This window comes from Duganella dendranthematis (assembly GCF_012849375.1).
In the GTDB taxonomy this organism is placed as follows: domain Bacteria; phylum Pseudomonadota; class Gammaproteobacteria; order Burkholderiales; family Burkholderiaceae_D; genus Rugamonas; species Rugamonas dendranthematis.
On record NZ_CP051684.1, the window covers coordinates 4,129,655 to 4,151,094 of the forward strand.

The following is a 21,440-nucleotide window of genomic DNA, read 5'->3' on the forward strand; positions in this document are numbered from 1 at the left end:
TACAATTTTACTGGGTTGCCAACACTTTTGCGCGCTATCATGTTCACTCAGCCTGATTCCGGAGACGCCATGCCCCCATATTTCGCCACCGCCACAGTGGTGCTTGCCTGTTGCACCGCCGGCGCGGCCGCCTGGGCCGGCGACATCACGCTGTACACGCGGGCCAATCTGGGCGGGCCGGCGATCACGCTGCACGAGGCGGTGCCGGACCTCGATCTGCAAGGTTTCAACGACAAAACCTCCAGCGTTATCGTGCACAAGGGCACCTGGGAAGTCTGCGCGGAAAAGCACTACAAGGGCCAATGCCGGATCTTGCCGGAAGGCGAATACGCCGAGCTGAAGGGCTTCGACAACATGATCTCGTCGGTGCGCGAAGTGGACGCCAAGCGCGCCAAGGCGGGCGCCCGCTGAGGCGCTGTTGATTTTTAAATAAATCTCCGTTACTGTGGCGGCGGGGCGGATCTTTCAAGCCGGCCTGTTCTTGCCGCGTGCAGGAACAGCCTCTGCGGGGTTACCCCGTGGGATATTTATTGTTCAGCACTTCACCGCCTGAGCCCCGTTGCGCTAGCGCGCAAGATAGCTCACGCATCACGAGACTCGTTGAAGGCGCTCCGCCCCTACTACCGCGCATGGCCATTGAGAAACTGACTTTGCTGGCACTGGCCGACACAATGCTCGCCGCCGAGGCCAGCCTGGCCAGCCAGCTTGCCGCCTGCACCCGCGTGTTCGACGCGCCGCAGCCATGGGCGCCGCAAGTGTGCGCGGCGCTGCTCGAACGCACCGGCGACAACTTTCACTACTTCAGCCGACAGGAAATCGCCGACATCCTGCTGCAATTGCTGGTCCCAGCGCGCGCGCAAAGCGACGCCGATGCCAACGATGCCGAGGACGACGCCGATGCCGATTTCGACAGCGCGCCGCTGGTCACCGACCTGCCGCCGGTGCGCCGCTACTGCATCGATCCGCCAATTCGCCCGCCGCAAGCCGACTGGCTGGCTGCGCTCGGCCTGCCGCCACTGCACAGCGTCGGTGCGCTGGCCGCGTGGCTGGACGAACCGGTCGGCGCACTAGCCTGGCTGGCCGACCAATGGCGGGTGCCGCGCGACGAGCAGACTCGGCTTCAGCACTACCACTACCGCTGGGTGCCCAAGCGCAGCGGCGGCCTGCGCCTGATCGAAATTCCCAAGGCGCGGCTGCGGCGCATCCAGCAAACAATCCTGCGCCAGATCCTCGACCTGGCGCCGCCGCATGCGGCCGCCCACGGATTCCGGCGCGGCCGGTCGAGCGTCACGCACGCCGCCTTGCATGCCGGCCGCCAAACCGTCGTCCGCATGGACCTGAAGGGTTTTTTCCCAGTATCCAATATGCGCGCATCGTCGCGCTGTTTGAAAAACTGGGCTACCCGGATAAAGTGGCCAGCCTGCTGGCGCGGCTGTGCGTGAACCGCACGCCGAACGGTGCGTGGCGCGATCGCAAAGTTGCCGAGGCCGTGACGTGGAGCGAACGCCAGGCGCTGAAATCGCCGCACCTGCCACAAGGTTCGCCATGCTCGCCGGCGCTGGCCAACCTGTGCGCCTACCGGCTGGACATTCGCCTGACAGCGCTGGCGCAATCGCTGGGCGCGTCGTACAGCCGCTACGCCGACGACCTGGTGTTTTCCGGCGATCACGATTTCGCCCGCGCTGCGGAACGTTTTCACATCCAGGTCGCCGCCATCGCGCTGGAAGAAGGTTTCCGCGTCAACACCCGCAAGACCCGGCTGATGCGCGAGGGCACGCGCCAGCAGGTGACGGGCGTCGTCATCAACCGCCATCCCAACATTGCCCGCGACGAGTACGATAAACTGAAAGCTACGCTGACCAACTGCGTGCGGCACGGACCGGCGTCACAGAACCGCGAAGGCCGCACCGACTTCCGCGCCTACCTGGCCGGCCGGATTTCGTATGTCAACATGGTCAACGCCAACCGCGCAACGCGCTTGCAGCGGCTGGCGGACGCCATCGTTTGGTCCTAGGCGGCACATCGGGGTGTACCTGAAGAGAGGCGCGGCGGTGGCGCGTTTACGGGTACACTCAGGCTAAAGCGATAACTGGAGTGCGCAACGTGGAATACAAGGATTATTACCAGACCCTGGGCGTGGCCAAAACGGCCAGCGAGGACGAGATCAAGAAGGCTTACCGCAAGCTGGTCCGTAAATACCATCCGGACGTCAGCAAGGAATCGGACGCCCAGGCCAAAACGCAGGAAATCAACGAAGCCTACGGCGTGCTGGGCGATGCCGAAAAGCGCAGCGCTTATGACGAACTGGGCCGTGGTCATCAATACCGCGCTGGTCAGGAATTCCGTCCGCCGCCGGATTGGGGCCGTGGCTTTGGCGGTGGCGGCGCAGGTGGTCCCGGCGGTGCGGGGCAGGGCGGCTTCGGCGGCGTCGACAGCGACTTTTTCTCCGACCTGTTCGCCAACTTCGGCGGCGGTGGCGGTGGCCGCCGGCGCCAGCAGGCGCCGCAGCGCGGCGAGGACAGCCACGCCACCCTGACCATCGACCTGAGCGACAGCTACCAGGGCGCGACCCGCACCATCAGCCTGATGGTGGCCGAGCGCGACGCCCAGGACCGCATCGTCACCCGCGAGCGCAACCTCAGCGTCAACATCCCGAAAGGCGTGACCGCCGGGCAGCAATTGCGCCTCAGCGGTCAGGGTCAGCCGGGCGCCGCCGGGCCGGGCGACCTGTATCTGGAAATCCAGTTCCGCGCCGATGCGCGCTACCGCCTCGACGGCCGCGACGTCTACCAGACGGTGCCGGTGGCGCCGTGGGAACTGGCATTGGGCGGCGAAATCGAGGTGACCACACCGTCCGGCAAAGTCAATGTCACGGTGCCGGCGGCGTCGCAGAGCGGACGCAAGCTGCGGCTGCGCGCGCGCGGCCTGCCGGGCAAGGAAGCGGGCGACCTGTATCTGCTGCTGGAGGTGGTGCTGCCGCCGGCCACCAGCGACAAGGCCCGCGAACTGTATCAAACGATGGCGCGCGAGCTGGCCTTCAACCCGCGCGCGGGAGGATGAACATGGCAAGCACAATCGTGACAGCCGTGGTGATCGATGGCGACGCCGCGCTGACGCTGGAAGAACTGGCGCAAGCCTGCGCCGTGGAACCGGACTGGGTGGTGGCGCGGGTGCGCACCGGCATTTTGCTGGACGAACGCGCCAGCGCCGAGCACAGCACCGTCTGGCGCTTCACCAGCGCCGACCTGGTGCGGGCACGCCGGCTATGCCAGATCGAACGGGCGTTTGAGGCCAACGACGATGTGGCGGCGCTGGTGGTCGATCTGTCGGAAGAAATCCGCCGCCTGCGCGGCAAGCTTAGCGCCGCCGGAGTGCAATAGGCGCGGCCACCGCCATGCCGGCCACCGCCATGCCGGCCGGCGCTGCGGCGTTGGGCGGGCGCGGCAGGTCGGCCAGCGGCTGGCGGTCGGCGAGCGCGTGATACGCATGTGGCGCGCCGCCGACGTAGGCGCCGGCGCCGTGGGGCGTGTGTGCGGCATGAGCCGCCGCCGCAGCCAGCTCGTCGGCCTCGCGCGCATTCAGTGGCACCGGTATGCCGGGCTGGTCCAGTTCGAGGAATTGTTGCATCAGCCAGCGCGTGGCCGGGCCCGGCTCCTCGTCGCCCCGGCGGATCACATACAGCGGGAAACTGAACGAACTGCCCTCTGCGATTTGCAACTGCACCAGGCGGCCGGCGTCCAGATCCCACTGCACGAACTCGACCGGCATATTGCCCCAGCCAATGCCGTTGCGCAGCAGCGCATGCTTGGAGCTGAGATCGCCCAGGCGCCAGTCGCGCAGCGCCAGCACGCCGAAATCCTGGCCGGCGGTCAGCGTGCTGCGGTCGGTCAGCACCAGTTGCGTGTGTTCGCGCAGCACGGCGGTCGGCACGATGCCCTCGATCTGCGCCAGCGGATGGTCGGGCGCCACCACCGGCACCATGGTCACAAAACCGCAAGCCTGGCGCTCGATCACGTCCGGCGTGCCGGGCATCCAGCCGCTGATGCCGATGCGGCAGGTCCCGTCGGCCACCAGTTCGGTCACCGCGCCCAGCGCCTCGGTGCGTAGCCGCATCGACACGGTCGGAAACTCCTTCTGGAACGCGTGCAGGATGCGCACCAGCTTGCAGGTGGAGAACATCACATCGACCACCAGCGACACCTCGGCCTCCAGCCCGGCCGATAGCGCCTTGGCGCGGGCGCGCATGCCGTCCACCTTGAGCGACACCGCGCGGGCGTCGGCCAGCAGCGCCTTGCCGGCCTCGGTCAACGTCGGCTTGCGCTTGCTGCGGTCCAGCAGCGCCACATTCAGCTGCTCTTCCAGGTTGGCGATGGTATAACTGATAACCGACTGGGTACGGTGCAGCGCCCGCGCCGCATGGGCAAAACCGCCATGGTCGATGACGGCAATAAACACGCGCAGCTGGTCGAGGGAGGGAAGGCCGGGATCACGCATAATCGATTTTCTCGATAAGTAGGATTGAAATAAACCGCATTTCATCGATATTATAATCGCTTTATGATGGCTGCAACTCCCACTCAAAGGAAACACCATCATGGCCAACATCCTCCACATCGACAGCAGCGTGCGCAGCACCGGTTCCCTGACCCGCCAACTGGGCGGCGAATACATCGCCAAACTGACCGCCGCCAATCCGGCCGCCACCGTGGTCACCCGTGACCTGGCCGCCAATCCGCTGCCGCACCTGACCGAACAAGTCATCGGCGCCTACTTCACCCCGGCCGAGCAGCGCAACGCCGAGCAGGCCGCCGCGATCAAGACTTCGGACGCACTGGTCGACGAACTGCTGGCTGCCGACACCATCGTCATCGGCGCGCCGATGTACAACTTCTCTGTTACCTCCGGCCTGAAGGCGTGGATCGACCACGTGGCGCGCGCTGGCCGCACCTTCCAATACGGCGCCAACGGCATCGAAGGTCTGGTCACCGGCAAAAAAGTCGTGGTGTTCGTCGCCAGCGGCGGCGTCTACAGCGAAGGCCCTGCCGCCGCCTATGATCACATCACCACCTACCTGCGTGCAGTGCTGGGCTTCCTGGGCCTGACCGACGTCACCTTTATCGTCGCTGAAGGTGTGGCAATGGGCGAAGAAGCCGTCGCCAACGCGCTGGCCAAGAACCGCGCCGAGATCGACGCTATCGCCGCTTAAGCGTCGTCTCCCCAACAAGCCCCCACCGCGCCCGGCGCCGTGGGGCTTGTTGTATCATGAAGGCCTCTCGCCTTGGAGCCCTACATGAAACGCAATCTGCATCTGCTGCTGATCGACCCGCAAAACGACTTTTGCGACCTGCCCGCCGGCTACCTGCCGACCGACCCGGTCAGCCGCCAGCCGCTGGCGCCATCGTTGCCGGTGCCAGGCGCGCATCAGGACATGCTGCGCGTCGCCGGCCTGATCAATCGCGGCCGCGCCGGCCTGAGCGCCATCAGCGTCACGCTCGATTCGCACCACCGCTTCGACATCGCCCACCCGACCTACTGGATCGCCGCCGATGGCGCGCCGGTGGCGCCGTTCACCGAAATCAGCGCCGCCGATGTCCGCGCCCAGCGCTACCTGCCGCGCCATCCGGGCGGCCTGCCGATCACGCTGAACTACCTGGACCGGCTGGAAGCGGCCGGCCGCTACAAACTGATGGTATGGCCGGTGCATTGCGAAATCGGCAGCTGGGGCCACAATGTCCACGCCGACGTGCGCGCCGCCTACGGTCACTGGGAAGAAGCGGCGCTGGGCATCGTTGCCAAGCTGGCCAAGGGCTCCAACCCGTGGACCGAACACTATTCGGCGGTGCAGGCCGAAGTGCCGGACGCCGACGATCCCGACACCCAGTTCAACACCCGCTTTGTGCGCGGCCTGGCCGAGGCCGACCGCATCTACGTCGCGGGCGAGGCCGGCAGTCACTGCGTCAAGGCCACGGTCGAGCACATCGCCGATTACTTTGCTGCCGAGTACGGCCCTGCTTCGCTGGCCAAGCTGGTGCTGATCACCGACTGCATCAGCCCGGTCACCGGCTTCGACGCCCAGTACCAGGCCTTCCTGCAGGCCATGCAGGTGCGCGGCGTGCAGCTGATGACCGCCGCCGACGTGCTGCCGGAACTGCTGGATAACGCGGGCAGCGCCGAGGCGGTGTCTGCATGAAAGCGCCGATCGTCCGCAGCCTGCTGGAAACCGACTTATACAAATTCACGATGTGGCAGGCGCTGCTGCATGGCCATCCGAACTCGCACACCGAATACGAATTCGTCTGCCGCAACACGCCAACTTTTCCGCTGACGGAGCTGGTGGAAGACATCGAGCGCGAACTGGATCACCTGTGCTCGATGAGTTTCCGCGATGAGGAACTCAGCTACCTGCGTTCGCTGCGCTACATGAAAAGCGACTTCGTCGACTTCCTCACCGTGTTCCGCTTCCAGCGCAAATTCATCGACGTGCGCGCCGACGGCGACACGCTGAGCATCCACGCCGCGGGTCCGCAGGTGCACGTGATGGGCTTTGAAATTTACGTGCTGTACATCGTCAACGAACTGTATTTCCGCCGCTTCGACCAGGCCGCAGCGATGGCGGAAGGGCGGACCCGGCTGACCGCCAAGATCGCCAAGCTGAAAGCCTTCGGCGCCGAGCCGGCGCGCCACTTCCCGTTTGAACTGTCGGACTTCGGCACACGCCGGCGTTTTTCCGGCGTCTGGCATGACGAAGTGGTGCAGCGGCTGGCGCGCGAAGTGCCGGAATATTTCAAAGGCACCTCCAACGTCTACCAGGCCATGAAGTTCGGCCTGATCCCGATCGGCACCATGGCGCATGAATACATGCAATCGTTCCAGGCGTTTGGCGTGCGGCTGCGCGACTTCCAGAAAGCCTCGCTGGAGGCGTGGGTGCAGGAATACCGTGGCGACCTTGGCATCGCGTTGACCGACGTGGTCGGCATGGATGCCTTCCTCGACGACTTCGACCTGTATTTTGCAAAATTGTTTGACGGCTTGCGCCACGACTCGGGCGATCCGGTGGTGTGGGGCGAAAAAGCCATCGCCCACTATGCAGCGCTGCGCATTGACGCGCGCACCAAGCGGCTGGTGTTTTCGGACGGTCTCAACCTGGATAGCGCGATTGCGCTGTACCGTCATTTCGCCGACCGCATCATGACCGGCTTCGGCATCGGCACCCATCTGACCAACGACGTCGGGCTGGCGCCGCTGAATATCGTCATGAAGCTGGTGCAGGCCAATGGCCAGTCGGTGGCCAAATTATCCGATTCCCCCGGCAAGACGCTGTGCAAGGATGAAACCTTCCTGGCCTACCTGCGCCAGGTGTTTCATCACCCGCTGCCGCCTGCCGGGTGAGTTGGATCAGGCCTCGGTGGCGCCAAAGCCGCTGAGGATGCTGTCTGCCTTGGCGCTTTCATCATCGTCGTAGACATCGATCGACAGCATCGCGCCGGCGCCGGCGTGTTGACGGGCGGCTGCGGCTGCGGCGGGACCGCCGGGCGTCAGCGAGTCGAGCAGATTGCCGACCATGCTGGTGGCGACGTCAGTCGGCAGCGGCGTATGCTTGGTCAGCTGCACGCTGGACTGGGGGAAACCGTTGGACAGCAGGGCGCTGCGGGCGCTCTCGGCATCAGATACTTGCGGGAAATTGCGATGAATCGTGCGGGACATAATGGCCTCCTGTTATTGTTTTAAAAACCGGCGATTGCCGTGCTGAAATGCTCAACCTTGGGCGGCTGGGCGAAGAAACCGCCGACCAGCGCGCGCCAGTCCTGAAAGCCCTGGCTGCCGCGAAACTCCACCGTGTGATGCTCCAGCGTCGCCCAGCCGATCACCAGATGATAGGTATCCGGGCTTTCGATGCCCTTGTCGAGGCGCATCGACTGGCAGCCGCTGGCCGCCTTGAAAATCGGCACCGCCTGTGTGACGGCCGCCTCGAACGCGGCGTGGGTATCGGGCTTGATGGTGATCTCGGCGATCTCGTAAATCATGGACAGTCCTGGCAGTTGATGATGCCCTATTGTGCCTGAACTGCGGCAGGCGTGCGCAGGATGAAACGCATCGCCTGGTGCGCCAGCTCACGCACATCGGCACCACTGCCGGGCTTGTACCACTGCACGGTCCAGTTGAGCGCGCCGAAAATCAGCAGCCGGTCGAATTGCGACGGCATTGCCCAGTCGCCCGAATGGTGGAGTTCGGCGATGGCGCGGTCCCACACCGCCTCGTAGCGGTCCTTCAGCGCCGTGATGCGCTCGCGCGAGGCGTCGTCCAGCGAGCGCCACTCGTACAGCAGCACGGCGATGAAATGGTGGTCGGGCGCCAGCAAGGTGTGCAGATGGGCTTCGACCAGCCGGTGCAGCATGGCGCTGGGTGCCAGCGGCAGGGCGGCGATGGCCTCGATTTCGGCCAGCGAGCGCTGCATGCCCTGTTCCATGATCGCCGCCAGGATCTCCTGCTTGCTCTTGAAATGGTAAAACCAGCTGCCGGCCTGGATGCCGGCGGCGGCGGCGATATCGCGCACCGTGGTGTTGTCATAGCCCTTGGTGCGGAACAGCAGCGCCGACTTCTCGATCAGCTCCGCGCGCAGGCCGCCGCCTTCGCCTTTCTGCGGGCGGCCCCGTTTCTTGGGACTGGGAACAGCGATCGCGGCGGCATCGGGCATGGCAGTGGTGTGCTGAAGTGATGACAATGTCATTCTAATCCAGTGCGCACGCCAGATTCACAAATCCGGCTACGGTGTGCTGCAATGCAACAACAATCGCACCTTTGCGCTAGATCAGGCACAGAGCAGATTGCCGTCCTAAGCTCGACGCTAGACCAGGGAGAGAGGCCATGAACGCACCGGCTCAGCTTGACAACCTTAATCGTGCTCGCGAGGATGAGGACATGGACAACGCCAATGACACCCTTAGAAGCGAGATGGGCAACGGATTCCGGGAGACCAATGCCCGGATCGACATCATGTACCGCGAATCCAACCAGCGGATGGATGCGTTGCATCGCTTGGTTGATGAAAGCATTGCAGAATTGCGCAGGGAGACGACTGAAAATATTACGGAATTACGTCGCCAAACCACTGAAAACATTACGGAATTTCGGAAGGAAGTCAACGAGCGCATCGCTGAATTGCGACGCGAAGTTAACGCTCGCGTCGACCGCCTGGAGGACCGCCTGGAGGCGCAGCGCCGCGAAACACAGGAGAATTTCCGGCTCATTGAAGCCAAGATCGACCAAGTGCGAAGCAATGTCGATGTGCACTTCAGGTGGCTGGTTGGCTTGATGTTGACCAGCATGCTGGGCATCGCCACGCTGCTGGTCAAGGTCATCTAGGAGTGTTGGTGCCGGTATATTTCCCGACCGCCGGCGCCGGTAGTAGCAGCCCGAGGGCGCTAATAAGTCGTTCTATGTGAGAACTGTGTGCATCATAACGCCCGAATATGACGGGCGTTTGACGTCCATGGCGGGGGACTGCAAAGTGCTGTAGAATAGAAGTTCTGTGGGGCCGACCTGGTTTCGACGTGGGTTGCAAAGCAGAGCAGGGCATACCGAGGCCTGGTTACCTCGTAAATACACCCAGAAATCAATAACTGCAAACGATAACTCGTACGCACTGGCAGCCTAAGGGCTGTTAGCTCCTAAACGCTTCTTCCCTGGGGCGGACCGTTAAAAGTCAAGGAGTCATTTACAGGGAATCGCGCTGTGACGGGTCACTTGAAGCAGCGCTAAATCTAAGGTGAATCGCTTGTCCAGAACGTGCACATCCGTGCTGTACAGGTTAAATTAAATGATAGTGCTAAGTATGTAGAACTGTCTGTAGAGTGCTTGCGGACGCGGGTTCGATTCCCGCCGGCTCCACCACTCGGATAAAAAACAAAAGGCCCCGCGCTTGCGCTCGGGCCTTTTATTTTTTATTCCGCCGTTAGCGCATGCGGCGGGGATCGAACCCGCGGGACGCGGGGCGTAGCGGGGAATTCGGCTCGCATGCGAGCCGCCCGCGAAGCGGCTTTGCGCTTGCAAGCGCAAAGCCTCTCCGATTCGTCTGACTCAAAAACCGCCGGGAGGCGGTTTGCGCCCTGAGTCCAAAGTGGAATCATTTAACTTGTGCCTGGAATGATGATGTAACTCAATCTGAAGATGCTGGTGCCGGAGCTGGTTTGCTTTCAGCATAGCGTTGATTTCATCGATGGCAAAGGGCGTCTCGTCTTTGACAGACTACTCGATTGCTTCCCAGTCGGGCCATGCTTCGGCTGGATGCATGATATAGCGCCAGTGCGGTGCAACGGCGCGCAATTCAATCAGGTCGAGTTCCACTGCATGCCGCACATCCTGCATTGAAAAAGAATGGCCCCCAGGATGATTGTGGGAAAAACCACTGTTGTTGACGCCAATTAGCTCGCTGGCCGAGAATAGAACATTGCTTGGCGTACCAATTTTACGAAAGATGAGTGAGCCGTCAGGTCGGAAGAAGGCACCGTTCTCATTGAAGTCATGACGAACGGCGTCCTCAAATTGCACCGCCGCTAAACGGAACGGCGTGGAGATATCTGGACTGACCTGAGGACAGTTTGGGTCATACACAGAGAAATCCCAAGAATTTTGCATGACGGCTACCAGAGCGAACGAGCAAGGAGTCTTGTCCATCGACTGATAGTAAAAGGCTGCGGTTGGGTTGTTTTGATCGGTCACAACCACAGCTTGATTCTCTCAATTAGAACCCAGGCGCCGGCACTTCCGGGATCTGATTGTGCAGACTGGCGTTGATGACGTTCCAACCCCGGATCACGGCGATTGCGTAGCTCAGTTCGGCGATTTCGTTGTCGGTGAAATGTTCTTTCAGTTCGGCGAAATCGGCGTCGCTGGGCTGGCGATGGGGCAGGGCGTTGACGGCTTCGGCCCAGTTCAGCGCGGCGCGTTCCAGTGCGCTGAAGAACGGCGCTTCGCGCCAGCCGGCGACGGCGTTGAGGTGGCGCGGTTCGGCGCCTTGCTTGATCAGGTCGCGCCAGTGCATGTCGATGCACACGCCGCAGCCGTTGAGCTGCGACACGCGCAGGTTGATCAGTTCCACCAGCCGGGCACCCAGCGAACTTTTCTTGACCGACGCCGACAGCGCGATCATGGCCTGCAGATTGGCAGGGGCGAGTTGGAAGAAGGGAATGCGGGCAGCTTGGGTCATGATGACGCCTTTCACAGTATGCGGCAGGCACACCATGCGCCTGTCATATCCTGTAAGACGCGCCACCTGCACCGCTTGTGACAGCTTTTAGAAAATAGTCTGCGGCACACCCGCCAGCTTGTCCGGATTGCGGACGATGAAGACGGCGATGATGCGGTCGTTGTCAATCAGGAAGGACTGGGCCGACTCCAGCTTGCCGCCGACGTAGCGCAGCAGTCCAGGTTCACCGTTGATGCGCGCCTGCCGGTACATCACTTGCTGCGGATATTGATGTTCCAGCGACCAGAACGATCCCGCCACGCGGCCGGCGCCGTGCAGCACGCGCAGGTAGGAATTGACTTTGCCGCCGCCGTCGGCCACCAGTTGCACATCGTCGGCCAGCAGGGTCTTCATGGCGGCGCGATCGCCATTCTGGGCGGCGGCCATGAAGCGTCCCAGCAGCGCCTGATGCTGTTCCCTCGGCACGGCAAAGCGCGGCTGTTGCTGCTGCACGCGCTGCTGCGCCCGGTGCACCATCTGCCGGCACGCCGCTTCGCTCTTGCCCAGCATGTCGGCGATATCGGCGTACTCGTGTTCAAACACCTGGCGCATCAGAAACGCCGCCCGCTCCTCCGGCGACAAACGCTCCAGCACCCACATGAACGCCATCGACACCTCACTGGCCAGCTCGGCGCTGCTTTCTGGCGTGCGCTCGTCCAGTTCGACGATCGGCTCCGGCAGCCACCAGCCCACATACGTGCTGCGTTCGCTCAGCCGCGCGCGCAGGCGGTCGACTGCCAGCCGGGTGGCGATGGTCACCAGCCATGCTTCCGGCGATTGCACTTGCGCACGGTCGCTGCCGTGCCAGCGCAGCCAGGCGTCCTGCACCACGTCGTCGGCGTCGGCGCGGGTGCCCAGCATGCGGTAGGCGATGGAAAACAGGCGCGGCCGCAGTGCCGCAAATAGCGAGGAGTCAGTCATCATGAACCTTAGACGCGCCAGGCGGTCAATCTGTGACAGCTTACCTTATCCGGAATGCGCATTTGCTTTTTTGGAATCATTCGTCGTCAGGCCGCCGCCTTCGCGCTACCTTGGGAAGGCCAACTAAGGAGACAATATGAAACTCGAAACCATCGCCGTCCATGGCGGCTACAGCCCTGATCCAACCACCCGTGCCGTCGCGGTGCCGATCTACCAGACCGTGGCCTATGCATTCGACGACACCCAGCACGGCGCCGACCTGTTCGACCTGAAAGTGCCGGGCAATATCTACACCCGCATCATGAATCCGACCCAGGATGTGCTGGAGCAGCGCGTCGCCGCGCTCGAGGGCGGGGTGGCGGCGCTGGCGCTGGCGTCCGGCCAGGCCGCCGTCACCTACGCGATCCAGACCATTGCCGAAGCCGGTGATAACATCGTCGCCGCCGCCACGCTGTATGGCGGCACCTACAACCTGTTCGCCCACACGCTGCCGCAGTACGGCATCACCACCCGTTTCGCCGACGCCCGCGACCCGGCCTCGTTCGGCGCGCTGATCGACGCGCGCACCAAGGCGGTGTTCATCGAATCGATCGGCAACCCGCTGGGCAATATCACCGATATCGCGGCCATCGCCGCGGTCGCCCACGCGCACGGCGTGCCGCTGATTGTCGACAACACGGTCGCCACGCCGTACCTGCTGCGGCCAATCGAGCACGGCGCCGACATCGTGGTGCATTCGCTGACCAAATACCTGGGCGGCCACGGCAACTCGATCGGCGGCGCGATTGTCGATTCCGGCAAGTTCCCTTGGACCGAGCACAAGGAGCGTTTCAAGCGCCTCAACGAACCGGACGTGTCCTACCACGGCGTGGTCTACACCGAGGCGCTGGGCCCGGCTGCCTACATCGGTCGCGCGCGCGTGGTGCCGCTGCGGAATACCGGCGCGGCGCTGTCACCGTTCAACGCTTTCCTGATCCTGCAAGGCATCGAGACGCTGGCACTGCGCATGGAGCGGATTGTCGACAACACGCGCAAGGTGGCGCAGTTCCTTGGACAGCATGGCAAGGTCAAGTGGGTCAATTACGCCGGGCTGGAAGACCACCGGGACCACGCGCTGGCCGTCAAATATCTGGGCGGACGGCCGTCCGGTGTGCTGACGTTTGGCGTGCAAGGGGCGTGGAGGGCGGCGCGCGCTTTCAGGATGCGTTGCAACTGTTCACGCGGCTGGTCAATATCGGCGATGCCAAGTCGCTTGCCTGTCATCCGGCCTCGACCACGCACCGCCAGCTCAACGAGGAAGAACTGGCCAAGGCGGGCGTGACGGTGGATACGGTGCGCCTGTCGATCGGCATCGAGCACAGCGACGATCTGCTGGCCGACCTGGAACAGGCACTGGCGGCGGTGTAAGCCTTAGCTCTTCTTTTCCGGCACCGGCACGCGCTCGACGATGACATTGCCGTCGACCACCCGGCAATCAATCACGTGGTTGCGCGAGACGCTGGTGTGGCGCGAGTGGAGGTCATGGTACTTGCCGGCTTCTTCCAGCCGCAAGTCGATGCGGAAGCTTTCCAGGTTATTGCTGAGCGCCACTTCGGCCACGCGCTGCTTGCGGATATCGGCTTCCTTGTCGCTGCGGCCGTGCATTTCCGGCCCTTCGAAGTAGCGGATCAGCGCACATTCGATGACGTCGATGCGGTCCTTCAGCAGCATGTCGGTGGCGACCGGATTCTGGTTGACGTCCAGCTCGGCTGGATCGCCGTCGGCCGACATCACTTCCACATTCATGCGCTGGATCAGCAGCAGCATGTCGTTGTCTTCGCTCTGGCGCTGGTGCACGCGCTGCACCGGCGTCAGGCGCGCGCGCGCCAGCCGGCCCAGCGGGTCCTTGGTCTGGCCGACGTACTGCACTTCGCTGGCGAAGGTGTACGGGTTGTCGTACTGCTGCAGCAGGTCGTGGATCGACAGCGCCTCGATCAGGCCGCCCCAGTTGAGCGTGATGAACTGGTCGGTCAGCACCACGGTCGGCTTTTTCAGCGTGGCGGCGAACGGCACCGTCAGCTCGATGGTCAGCGTGTCTTTTTTCTCTTCCGTGCCCACCAGCAGCGGCACCGTCAGCTTCAGCGAGAAGAAGCCCCAGCTGGTATTGCGCGACGGGTCGAAGCGCACGCGCGGGCGGCTGATGGCGAAATACAGCAGCCGCTTTTCGCTGGTGGCTTCCAGGTCGAACTGCATGCGGCGCAGATGGCGGCCAACCGGGTCGCGGATATCCGGCACCGGCGGGAAGCCGGCGATCAGGTCGTACCAGTGGAATTTGGCGTCGGCCACGGTGACCACCCAGGTCTGCGGCGCGGCGGTGCGTTGCGGCATCAGCGGCAGCAGCTCTTCCATGTCGTCCGGCGGCGGCGCCAGCAGGTCGTGGAAGGGTTCGGGAGCTTCCTCGAACAGCGCGCCTATGCCCAGCTCTTCCGGCGACGGATCGGGATAATCGTCGTCGTCATTGCTCATTTGCGCGCTCCGTGGTGTCATAGTCCGGTGATTATAGTGCTTCCGATCTGATATTTCCATGCGGAAATGTGTCGGCGCATCAAGAATCTATCCAATGTAACACTACTCAGGACTTGCCGCCTTTCACTGGCGCCGGCAGTGGCATCGACGCAACCTGGGCCTGGCCGTCGGCGATGAAGCAGCTCAATATATGGCGCTTGGCCGAGGTGACAAACTCCGAGCTTACATAATTATAGAAGCCGGTTTCCGGCAATTCCAGATCGATGGTGTACTGCGCCAGATTGTTGGCCACCTGCACCGCCGCCAGCCGTTCGCTGCGGGCCTTGCGCTCGTCCAGCGGGCGCAGGCGCGGCGCGCTGCCCTCGAAGTAGCGGATCAGCGCCGCTTCGATCACGTCCACGCGCTCGGCGTGCAGGATGTCGGCCGGCAGCGCGTATTCATTGTGCGGCAGCGCGGCCGGGTCGCCGTCGGCGCAATTGACCTCGACCTCGACGCCCAGCACCAGGATCAGCGTGTCGTACTCCATGCCGCACTGGGCACGCAGCTTGTGCATGGCGCCCAGCCGGCCCTTGCCGAGACGGCCGTCCGGATCGCGGGTCTGGCCGACGTAGCTGACTTTGCTGGGCAGCTTGAGCGTGTGGGCGTAAGTTTGCAGCAAGTCGTGCACGGAAAACACTTCGACCAGGCCGCCCCAGTTGAGGCTGATGAAGTTCTCGGTCAGGATCACGGTCGGCTTCTTCATGGTGGCCGCGAACGGCACCTTCAGTTCCACCGTGATGGATTCCTTGGTCTGCTCGGCGCCCATCAGCAGCGGCAAGGTCAGCTTGAGCGAGAAGAAGCCCCATTGCACCACGCCGGCGATGTCGAAGCGCACGCGCGGGCGGGTGACGGCGAAGAACACATGGCGCTTTTCCGCCGTGGCCTCCAGCTCGAACTGCATGCGGCGCATGTAGCGGCCGATGGGATCGCGGATGTCCGGCTTTTCGGCAAAGCCGGCAATCAGGTCATACCAGTGATATTTGGCGTCGGCCACGCGGACCATCCAGCTTTGCGGCGCGGTGGTGCGCTGCGGCAGGGTGGCGAAGGAGTCTGTCAATGAACCAGCATAGGGCTGCGGGAGTTGGGCAGCCTGCTCAGGAAAATCCATTTTGCACCATCGGAAAAAGTTGAGTGTCGGCGACTGTCTCTTTTTCCGATCAGCGGGGTCTTGGCTTTTAGGAAATAAGTAGTGCTACGCAGTCATGGCAGCAGACTACGCCAACTATGTCCGTACGGCAATAAAAATCAATGGTGCGCTGCGCTGCGGCGGCGCCAAACCAACAGTTCAGGCCGCCAATGCGTCGCCGGCCAGCGCCGCCTGGATCAGCGCCAGCAGCTCGGCCGGCTGCCGGAACAGGTAATCGGCCTGCCAGCTTTCCGGCGACGTGGTGCCGCAATAGCCCCAGCTGCAGGCGATGGTCAGCATATTGGCGGCCTTGCCGGCCTGGATATCGCGCAGGTCGTCGCCGACATACCAGCACTGTTCGGGCGCCAGCTTGAGGCGGCTGGCTGCTTCCAGCAGCGGCGCCGGGTGCGGCTTGGCGTGCGCCGCGGTGTCGCCGGAAATCGCGCAGGCTGCGTGGCCGAGGCCGATCTGCGGCAGCAGCGGGTCGGTAAACCGTTTCGACTTGTTGGTGACCACGCCCCATTGCAGCCCGGCCGCCTCGATGCCTGCCAGCAGTTCCGGGATGCCGTCGAACAGCCGGCTGTGGACCGCGATGGCGGCTTCGTAATTGCTGAAGAACTCATCGCGCAGCGCCAGGTAGCCGTCGTCGTCCGGCGTCAGGCCGAACGAGGCGCCGATCATGCCGCGCGCGCCGGCCGAGGCGGTCGGACGCAGGATCTCGTAAGCGGTCGGTTCCAGTCCGCGCGTGCTGCGCAGCAGGTTGACGGCGGCGGCCAGGTCGGGCGCGGTGTCGGCCAGCGTGCCGTCGAGGTCGAACAGGATGGCGCGTGGCGCGGCAGGTGTGGTCATGGTCATATCAACAATCAAAGCGGACGGCGGGCGGCCACCAGGTAGTTGACGCTGGTGTCATCGTTGAGCGAATAAATCTTGGTCAGCGGGTTGTAGCCCATGCCCTTGAAGCCGGCCACTTCCAGCCCGGCGCTGCGGATGTACTGCGACAGCTCGGACGGCGTGATGAATTTGTCGTAATCGTGGGTGCCCTTGGGCAGCATGCGCAGGAGGTATTCGGCGCCGATCACGGCAAACAGATAAGCCTTGGGATTGCGGTTGAGCGTGGAGAAGAACAGGTGGCCGCCCGGTTTGACCAGCGCGGCGGCGGCGCGCACGATGGCGCCCGGGTCCGGCACGTGTTCCAGCATTTCCATGCAGGTGACCACGTCGTACTGGCCGGGCTCCTGCGCGGCCATGTCTTCGGCAGCGATCAGCTTGTAGCGGACGGCCACGCCGGATTCCAGCGAGTGCAGGTCGGCCACTTTCAGGGCTTTTTCGCCGAGGTCGATGCCGGTGACGGTGGCGCCCTTGCGCGCCATCGATTCGGTCAGAATGCCGCCGCCGCAGCCGATGTCGATCACGTTCTTGCCGGCCAGCGACGCGCGCGCGTTGATCCATTCCAGGCGCAGCGGGTTAATTTCGTGCAGCGGGCGGAACTCGGAGGTCGGATCCCACCAGCGGTGGGCGAGTTCGGCGAATTTTTGCAGTTCTAATGGGTCGGCGTTCATGTGTTTGTGTGCAAATGGGATGCGCTATTTTACCCCGCACTGCGCTTGGCCGGGGTCTGACCCCGTACGGGGTCAGACCCCTTTCTGCGCTTTCTGCGTTAGGGGCGAAAAAAAAGCCCCGCCGGAGCGGGGCTTTCCTTGCGGCGGTCAGCGATTACTTGCTGGTGCCGACTACTTCGATTTCTACGCGACGGTTTTTAGCGCGGCCTTCTGCAGTTTTGTTGTCTGCAACTGGCTGTTTCTCGCCTTTACCTTCGGTGTACACGCGGTTAGCTTCAACGCCTTTGGAGATGATGTAGGCTTTGACAGCTTCAGCGCGGCGTACCGACAGCTTCTGGTTGTACTCGTCCGAACCCACCGAGTCGGTGTGACCGACAGCGATGATGACTTCCAGGTTGATCGAACCCAGTTTCGAGGTCACGTCGTCCAGCTTGGCTTTGCCTTCTGGTTTCAGGACGGCCTTGTCGAAGTCGAAGAACGCATCCGCTGCGAAGCTGACTTTTTGTGCGGTTGGCACTGGTACTGGCACTGGTGCTGGGGTAGCGGCCGGTGCTGGCGCAGGGGCTGGTGCAACTGGTGGCGGAGGTGCGACGCACTTGCCGTTTTCCAGCTTCTCTGGCTCAACGCACAGTGGCAGATCGCAACCTGGCACGGCATCAGCCGGGGTCCAGTAGCCGGTGCGCCAGCACAGGCCGAACGGGTCACGGGCGATGATGCCGCGGGCATCTTGTACGTAGGCGCTCTTCGGCGTCGACGCTTTGATGTCCTGGGTCACTGGCGCGTACGGAGGGGCGGTCGGCGCAGTTTGCGCGATAGCCGAGCCGGCAAATGCAGCCGAAATAGCCAGCATCGAAATCAGTTTTTTCATATTTTTCTTCCTTTCGGGGGTGATATCCGCAGAAAACTGCGCGACTTTGTGTTGCGTGGGAAGAATTCTACCACGCAGGGGCGTCACACTCATTTCCCGCTTGCGAATCAAGCAATTGACTTCTCGTCCATTTTGCCACAAGCGACTTGGGTCGTAAAAAAAGCTCCAACATGGCGGCTTTTCGCGTTCGACCAAAATGTTGTTTTGTTGCAACGTGATTGTCGATAATAATTGAGTAATGTGTCATGAATATTACAACTTGTTACGTGCGCGCAGTGTGCGCTACACCGCATGAATACGGCCTCGGCGCGGAAATGCGCTAGTTGCCTTGCGCGCATGCTAAAATCGACCGCTTGCCTGTCTCTTGGGAGAGGCTTAATAAACCACAGTAAACGACCGGCCAATGGATCAATTCGCAAAAGAAACAATCCCTATTTCCCTCGAAGAAGAGATGCGCAAGAGCTACCTCGATTACGCCATGAGCGTGATCGTGGGCCGCGCCTTGCCGGATGTGCGTGACGGCCTCAAGCCTGTACACCGCCGCGTCCTGTACTCGATGCACGAAATGAACAACGTGTGGAATCGCCCCTATGTCAAGTGCGCCCGTGTGGTGGGCGAGACCATGGGTAAGTATCACCCGCACGGCGACGCCTCGATTTACGACACGCTGGTGCGCATGGCGCAGCACTTCTCGCTGCGCTATATGCTGGTTGACGGCCAGGGTAACTTCGGCTCGGTCGATGGCGACGGCGCGGCGGCGATGCGTTACACCGAGTGCCGTCTCGACAAGATTTCCAGCGAACTGCTGGCCGATATCGACAAGGACACGGTCGACTTCCAGCCCAACTACGACGGCAAGGAAAAAGAACCGACCGTCCTGCCGACCCGCATTCCCAACCTGCTGATCAACGGCTCGTCGGGTATCGCCGTGGGTATGGCCACCAACATCCCGCCGCACAATCTGCATGAAGTGATTGCCGGCGCGCTGCACGTGCTGAACAATCCGGAATGCTCGATCGACGAGCTGATCGAACTGATCCCGGCGCCGGACTTCCCGACCGGCGGCACCATTTATGGCGTCTCGGGCGTGCGCGACGGTTACCGCACCGGCCGTGGCCGCGTGGTGATGCGCGCCAAGACCCACTACGAAGAGTACGGCAAGGACGGCGGCCGCACCGCCATCATCGTTGACGAACTGCCGTACCAGGTCAACAAGAAATCGCTGCTGGAACGCATCGCCGAAAACGTCCGCGACAAGAAGCTGGAAGGCATCAGCGACATCCGCGACGAGTCCGATAAATCGGGCATGCGCGTGGTTATCGAGCTGAAGCGTGGTGAAGTGCCGGAAGTGGTGCTGAACAACCTGTACAAGCAAACCCAGCTGCAAGACACCTTTGGCATGAACATGGTGGCGCTGGTCGATGGCCAGCCCAAGCTGCTGAACCTGAAGGAAATGCTGTCGTGCTTCCTGTCGCACCGCCGCGAAGTGGTCACCCGCCGCACCGTGTTCGAGCTGCGCAAGGCGCGCGAACGCGGCCACGTGCTGGAAGGCCTGGCGGTCGCGCTGGCCAATATCGATGATTTCATCGCCCTGATCAAGGCCGCGCCAACCCCGCCGGTGGCGAAATCGGCGCTGATGGACCGTTCGTGGGATTCGTCGCTGGTGCGCGAGATGCTGGCCCGGACCGGCGAAGGCACCACCGTCGGCGGTATCGAAGCGTTCCGTCCGGAACATCTGCCGAAGCACTACGGCATCCAGGCCGACGGTATGTACAAGCTGTCCGACGACCAGGCGCAAGAGATTCTGCAAATGCGCCTGCAACGCCTGACTGGCCTGGAACAGGACAAGATCGTCAATGAGTACAAGGACGTGATGGCGGAAATCGCCGACCTGCTGGACATCCTGGCCACGCCGTCGCGCGTGACCACCATCATCACCGACGAAATGACGTCGATCGTGGGCGAATTCGGCGATCCGACCAAGGACCCGCGCCGTTCCAACATCGAGCACAACGCCAGCGACCTGAACACGGAAGACCTGATCACGCCGCAGGACATGGTGGTGACCCTGTCGCACACCGGCTACATGAAGGCGCAGCCGATCTCCGAGTACCGTGCGCAGAAACGCGGCGGTCGCGGCAAGCAGGCCATGGCCACCAAGGACGAGGACTGGATCGACCAGCTGTTCATCGCCAACACGCACGATTACATCCTGTGCTTCTCCAACCGCGGCCGCCTGTACTGGCTGAAGGTGTGGGAAGTGCCGCAAGGCTCGCGCAACTCGCGTGGCAAGCCGATCGTCAACATGTTCCCATTGGCGGACAACGAGAAGATCACCGTGATTCTGCCGCTGTCGGGCGAGAACCGCACCTTCCCGGAAGACCACTACGTCTTCATGTCCACCAGCCTGGGCACCGTGAAGAAAACGCCGCTGAAAGACTTCAGCAATCCACGCAAGGCCGGCATCATCGCGGTCGACCTGGACGAGGGTGATTTCCTGATCGGCGCCGCGCTGACCGATGGCGAGCACGATGTGATGCTGTTCTCCGACGCCGGCAAGGCCGTACGCTTCGACGAGAACGACGTGCGTCCGATGGGCCGTAACGCCCGCGGCGTGCGTGGCATGAACCTCGACGAAGGCCAGCGCGTGATTGCGCTGCTGGTAGCCGAGAACGAGCAGCAGTCGGTGCTGACCGCCACCGAGAACGGCTTCGGCAAGCGTACCCCGATCACCGAGTACACCCGTCATGGCCGCGGCACCAAGGGCATGATCGCGATTCAGACCTCCGAACGGAATGGTCGCGTGGTGGCGGCAACGCTGGTGGAACCGACCGATGAGATCATGCTGATCACCACCGGCGGCGTCCTGATCCGCACCCGCGTATCGGAGATCCGCGAGATGGGCCGCGCGACCCAGGGTGTGACCCTGATCGCGGTGGAAGACGGCACCAAGCTGTCCGGCCTGCAGCGCGTGGTCGAGACGGACATCGACGAAGTCGAGCTGGAACCAGGCCCGGATTCAGCGACGGAGTAAAACTCACTCTGTGAGTAGCCAGCGGGGCCACGACTATTGCGCGACAATAGAACTGGCCCCGTTTTATTAATACCGTCATTCCCGCGCAGGCGGGAATCCATACGCAGCATGGGTCCCCGCCTGCGCGGGAACGACGGGCTGCA

22 protein-coding genes, 1 other RNA gene and 1 pseudogene are annotated in these 21,440 nt (G+C 62.8%); 12 read left to right on the forward strand and 12 right to left on the reverse strand.

The features are described from left to right. Window positions 1–69: 69 nt before the first annotated feature. The 5 genes from HH213_RS18890 (at window position 70) to HH213_RS18905 (ending at window position 3,380) form a co-directional block, all read left to right on the forward strand. The gene (locus tag HH213_RS18890; protein ID WP_169113250.1) at window positions 70–411 is read left to right on the forward strand and encodes a beta/gamma crystallin-related protein; all 342 of its coding nucleotides are present in this window, start codon (window positions 70–72) and stop codon (window positions 409–411) included. A gap of 218 nt (window positions 412–629) precedes the next feature. Next, window positions 630–1,442: an RNA-dependent RNA polymerase family protein gene (locus HH213_RS30205; RefSeq protein ID WP_229263061.1), complete on the forward strand. Its 813-nt coding sequence runs from the start codon at window positions 630–632 to the stop codon at window positions 1,440–1,442. After that, window positions 1,394–2,014: a reverse transcriptase family protein gene (locus tag HH213_RS18895; RefSeq protein ID WP_229263477.1), complete on the forward strand. Its 621-nt coding sequence runs from the start codon at window positions 1,394–1,396 to the stop codon at window positions 2,012–2,014. The genes HH213_RS30205 and HH213_RS18895 overlap by 49 nt, the downstream gene beginning before the upstream one ends. 89 nt (window positions 2,015–2,103) lie before the next feature. Continuing rightward, on the forward strand, window positions 2,104–3,060 hold the full coding sequence (locus HH213_RS18900) for a DnaJ C-terminal domain-containing protein (protein ID WP_169113252.1): 957 nt from the start codon (window positions 2,104–2,106) through the stop codon (window positions 3,058–3,060). Between the two features lie 2 nt (window positions 3,061–3,062). Continuing rightward, window positions 3,063–3,380 (forward strand): chaperone modulator CbpM, encoded by a 318-nt coding sequence (locus HH213_RS18905; protein ID WP_169113253.1) that lies wholly within the window; start codon window positions 3,063–3,065, stop codon window positions 3,378–3,380. On the opposite strand, the gene HH213_RS18910 is transcribed toward HH213_RS18905, so the two are convergent. After that, a complete protein-coding gene (locus HH213_RS18910; RefSeq protein ID WP_169113254.1) occupies window positions 3,358–4,494 on the reverse strand; it encodes a LysR family transcriptional regulator in 1,137 nt (378 codons plus the stop codon). The genes HH213_RS18905 and HH213_RS18910 overlap by 23 nt on opposite strands. Before the next feature lie 100 nt (window positions 4,495–4,594). Here HH213_RS18910 and HH213_RS18915 point away from each other — a divergent pair, with 100 nt between their 5' ends. The 3 genes from HH213_RS18915 to pncB all read left to right on the forward strand — a co-directional run bounded on the left by HH213_RS18915 (window position 4,595) and on the right by pncB (window position 7,389). After that, the gene (locus HH213_RS18915; RefSeq protein WP_110846876.1) at window positions 4,595–5,206 is read left to right on the forward strand and encodes an FMN-dependent NADH-azoreductase; all 612 of its coding nucleotides are present in this window, start codon (window positions 4,595–4,597) and stop codon (window positions 5,204–5,206) included. Between the two features lie 84 nt (window positions 5,207–5,290). Then, window positions 5,291–6,190 carry a cysteine hydrolase family protein gene (locus HH213_RS18920; protein ID WP_169113255.1) on the forward strand — a complete coding sequence of 300 codons (900 nt, stop codon included), beginning with the start codon at window positions 5,291–5,293 and terminating at the stop codon, window positions 6,188–6,190. Next, on the forward strand, window positions 6,187–7,389 hold the full coding sequence (pncB, locus tag HH213_RS18925) for a nicotinate phosphoribosyltransferase (RefSeq protein ID WP_169113256.1): 1,203 nt from the start codon (window positions 6,187–6,189) through the stop codon (window positions 7,387–7,389). Before HH213_RS18920 ends, pncB begins: the two co-directional genes overlap by 4 nt. A gap of 6 nt (window positions 7,390–7,395) precedes the next feature. On the opposite strand, the gene HH213_RS18930 is transcribed toward pncB, so the two are convergent. The 3 genes from HH213_RS18930 to HH213_RS18940 are packed head-to-tail and all read right to left on the reverse strand — an operon-like array spanning window position 7,396 to window position 8,695. Next, entirely contained in the window at window positions 7,396–7,704 is a 309-nt protein-coding gene (locus HH213_RS18930; protein ID WP_169113257.1) for a hypothetical protein, read from the reverse strand. Between the two features lie 20 nt (window positions 7,705–7,724). Next, the gene (locus HH213_RS18935) at window positions 7,725–8,024 is read right to left on the reverse strand and encodes an antibiotic biosynthesis monooxygenase family protein (protein WP_169113258.1); all 300 of its coding nucleotides are present in this window, start codon (window positions 8,022–8,024) and stop codon (window positions 7,725–7,727) included. Window positions 8,025–8,050: 26 nt separating this feature from the next. Continuing rightward, on the reverse strand, window positions 8,051–8,695 hold the full coding sequence (locus HH213_RS18940) for a TetR/AcrR family transcriptional regulator (protein WP_110846871.1): 645 nt from the start codon (window positions 8,693–8,695) through the stop codon (window positions 8,051–8,053). 170 nt (window positions 8,696–8,865) lie between these two features. Between HH213_RS18940 and HH213_RS18945 the strand changes: the two genes are divergently transcribed. After that, entirely contained in the window at window positions 8,866–9,363 is a 498-nt protein-coding gene (locus HH213_RS18945; RefSeq protein ID WP_169113259.1) for a hypothetical protein, read from the forward strand. Between the two features lie 168 nt (window positions 9,364–9,531). Next, window positions 9,532–9,891, forward strand: a transfer-messenger RNA (tmRNA) gene (gene ssrA / locus HH213_RS18950). Window positions 9,892–10,245: 354 nt separating this feature from the next. Here the strand turns inward: ssrA and HH213_RS18955 are convergent. The 3 genes from HH213_RS18955 to HH213_RS18965 form a co-directional block, all read right to left on the reverse strand. Then, window positions 10,246–10,719: a hypothetical protein gene (locus tag HH213_RS18955; protein WP_169113260.1), complete on the reverse strand. Its 474-nt coding sequence runs from the start codon at window positions 10,717–10,719 to the stop codon at window positions 10,246–10,248. 22 nt (window positions 10,720–10,741) lie between these two features. Continuing rightward, the gene (locus tag HH213_RS18960) at window positions 10,742–11,206 is read right to left on the reverse strand and encodes a carboxymuconolactone decarboxylase family protein (RefSeq protein ID WP_169113261.1); all 465 of its coding nucleotides are present in this window, start codon (window positions 11,204–11,206) and stop codon (window positions 10,742–10,744) included. Window positions 11,207–11,293: 87 nt separating this feature from the next. Then, window positions 11,294–12,166: an RNA polymerase sigma-70 factor gene (locus HH213_RS18965; protein ID WP_169115256.1), complete on the reverse strand. Its 873-nt coding sequence runs from the start codon at window positions 12,164–12,166 to the stop codon at window positions 11,294–11,296. Window positions 12,167–12,302: 136 nt separating this feature from the next. Between HH213_RS18965 and HH213_RS18970 the strand changes: the two are divergent. After that, window positions 12,303–13,573: pseudogene (locus HH213_RS18970) on the forward strand (O-acetylhomoserine aminocarboxypropyltransferase/cysteine synthase family protein). Window positions 13,574–13,576: 3 nt separating this feature from the next. Here the strand turns inward: HH213_RS18970 and HH213_RS18975 are convergent. The 5 genes from HH213_RS18975 to ompA form a co-directional block, all read right to left on the reverse strand. Further along, the gene (locus tag HH213_RS18975; protein WP_169113262.1) at window positions 13,577–14,671 is read right to left on the reverse strand and encodes a hypothetical protein; all 1,095 of its coding nucleotides are present in this window, start codon (window positions 14,669–14,671) and stop codon (window positions 13,577–13,579) included. Window positions 14,672–14,777: 106 nt separating this feature from the next. After that, window positions 14,778–15,767 (reverse strand): hypothetical protein, encoded by a 990-nt coding sequence (locus tag HH213_RS18980; RefSeq protein WP_229263062.1) that lies wholly within the window; start codon window positions 15,765–15,767, stop codon window positions 14,778–14,780. A gap of 228 nt (window positions 15,768–15,995) precedes the next feature. Beyond that, window positions 15,996–16,685: an HAD family hydrolase gene (locus HH213_RS18985; protein ID WP_169113264.1), complete on the reverse strand. Its 690-nt coding sequence runs from the start codon at window positions 16,683–16,685 to the stop codon at window positions 15,996–15,998. Window positions 16,686–16,699: 14 nt separating this feature from the next. Next, window positions 16,700–17,395 carry a bifunctional 2-polyprenyl-6-hydroxyphenol methylase/3-demethylubiquinol 3-O-methyltransferase UbiG gene (gene ubiG / locus HH213_RS18990; RefSeq protein WP_161057884.1) on the reverse strand — a complete coding sequence of 232 codons (696 nt, stop codon included), beginning with the start codon at window positions 17,393–17,395 and terminating at the stop codon, window positions 16,700–16,702. A gap of 154 nt (window positions 17,396–17,549) precedes the next feature. After that, window positions 17,550–18,263 (reverse strand): outer membrane protein OmpA, encoded by a 714-nt coding sequence (ompA, locus tag HH213_RS18995; RefSeq protein WP_110846864.1) that lies wholly within the window; start codon window positions 18,261–18,263, stop codon window positions 17,550–17,552. Window positions 18,264–18,666: 403 nt separating this feature from the next. On the opposite strand from ompA, the gene gyrA reads away from it, so the two are divergent. Continuing rightward, a complete protein-coding gene (gene gyrA / locus HH213_RS19000; protein ID WP_169113265.1) occupies window positions 18,667–21,297 on the forward strand; it encodes a DNA gyrase subunit A in 2,631 nt (876 codons plus the stop codon). The last annotated feature ends 143 nt before the right edge of the window (window positions 21,298–21,440 follow it).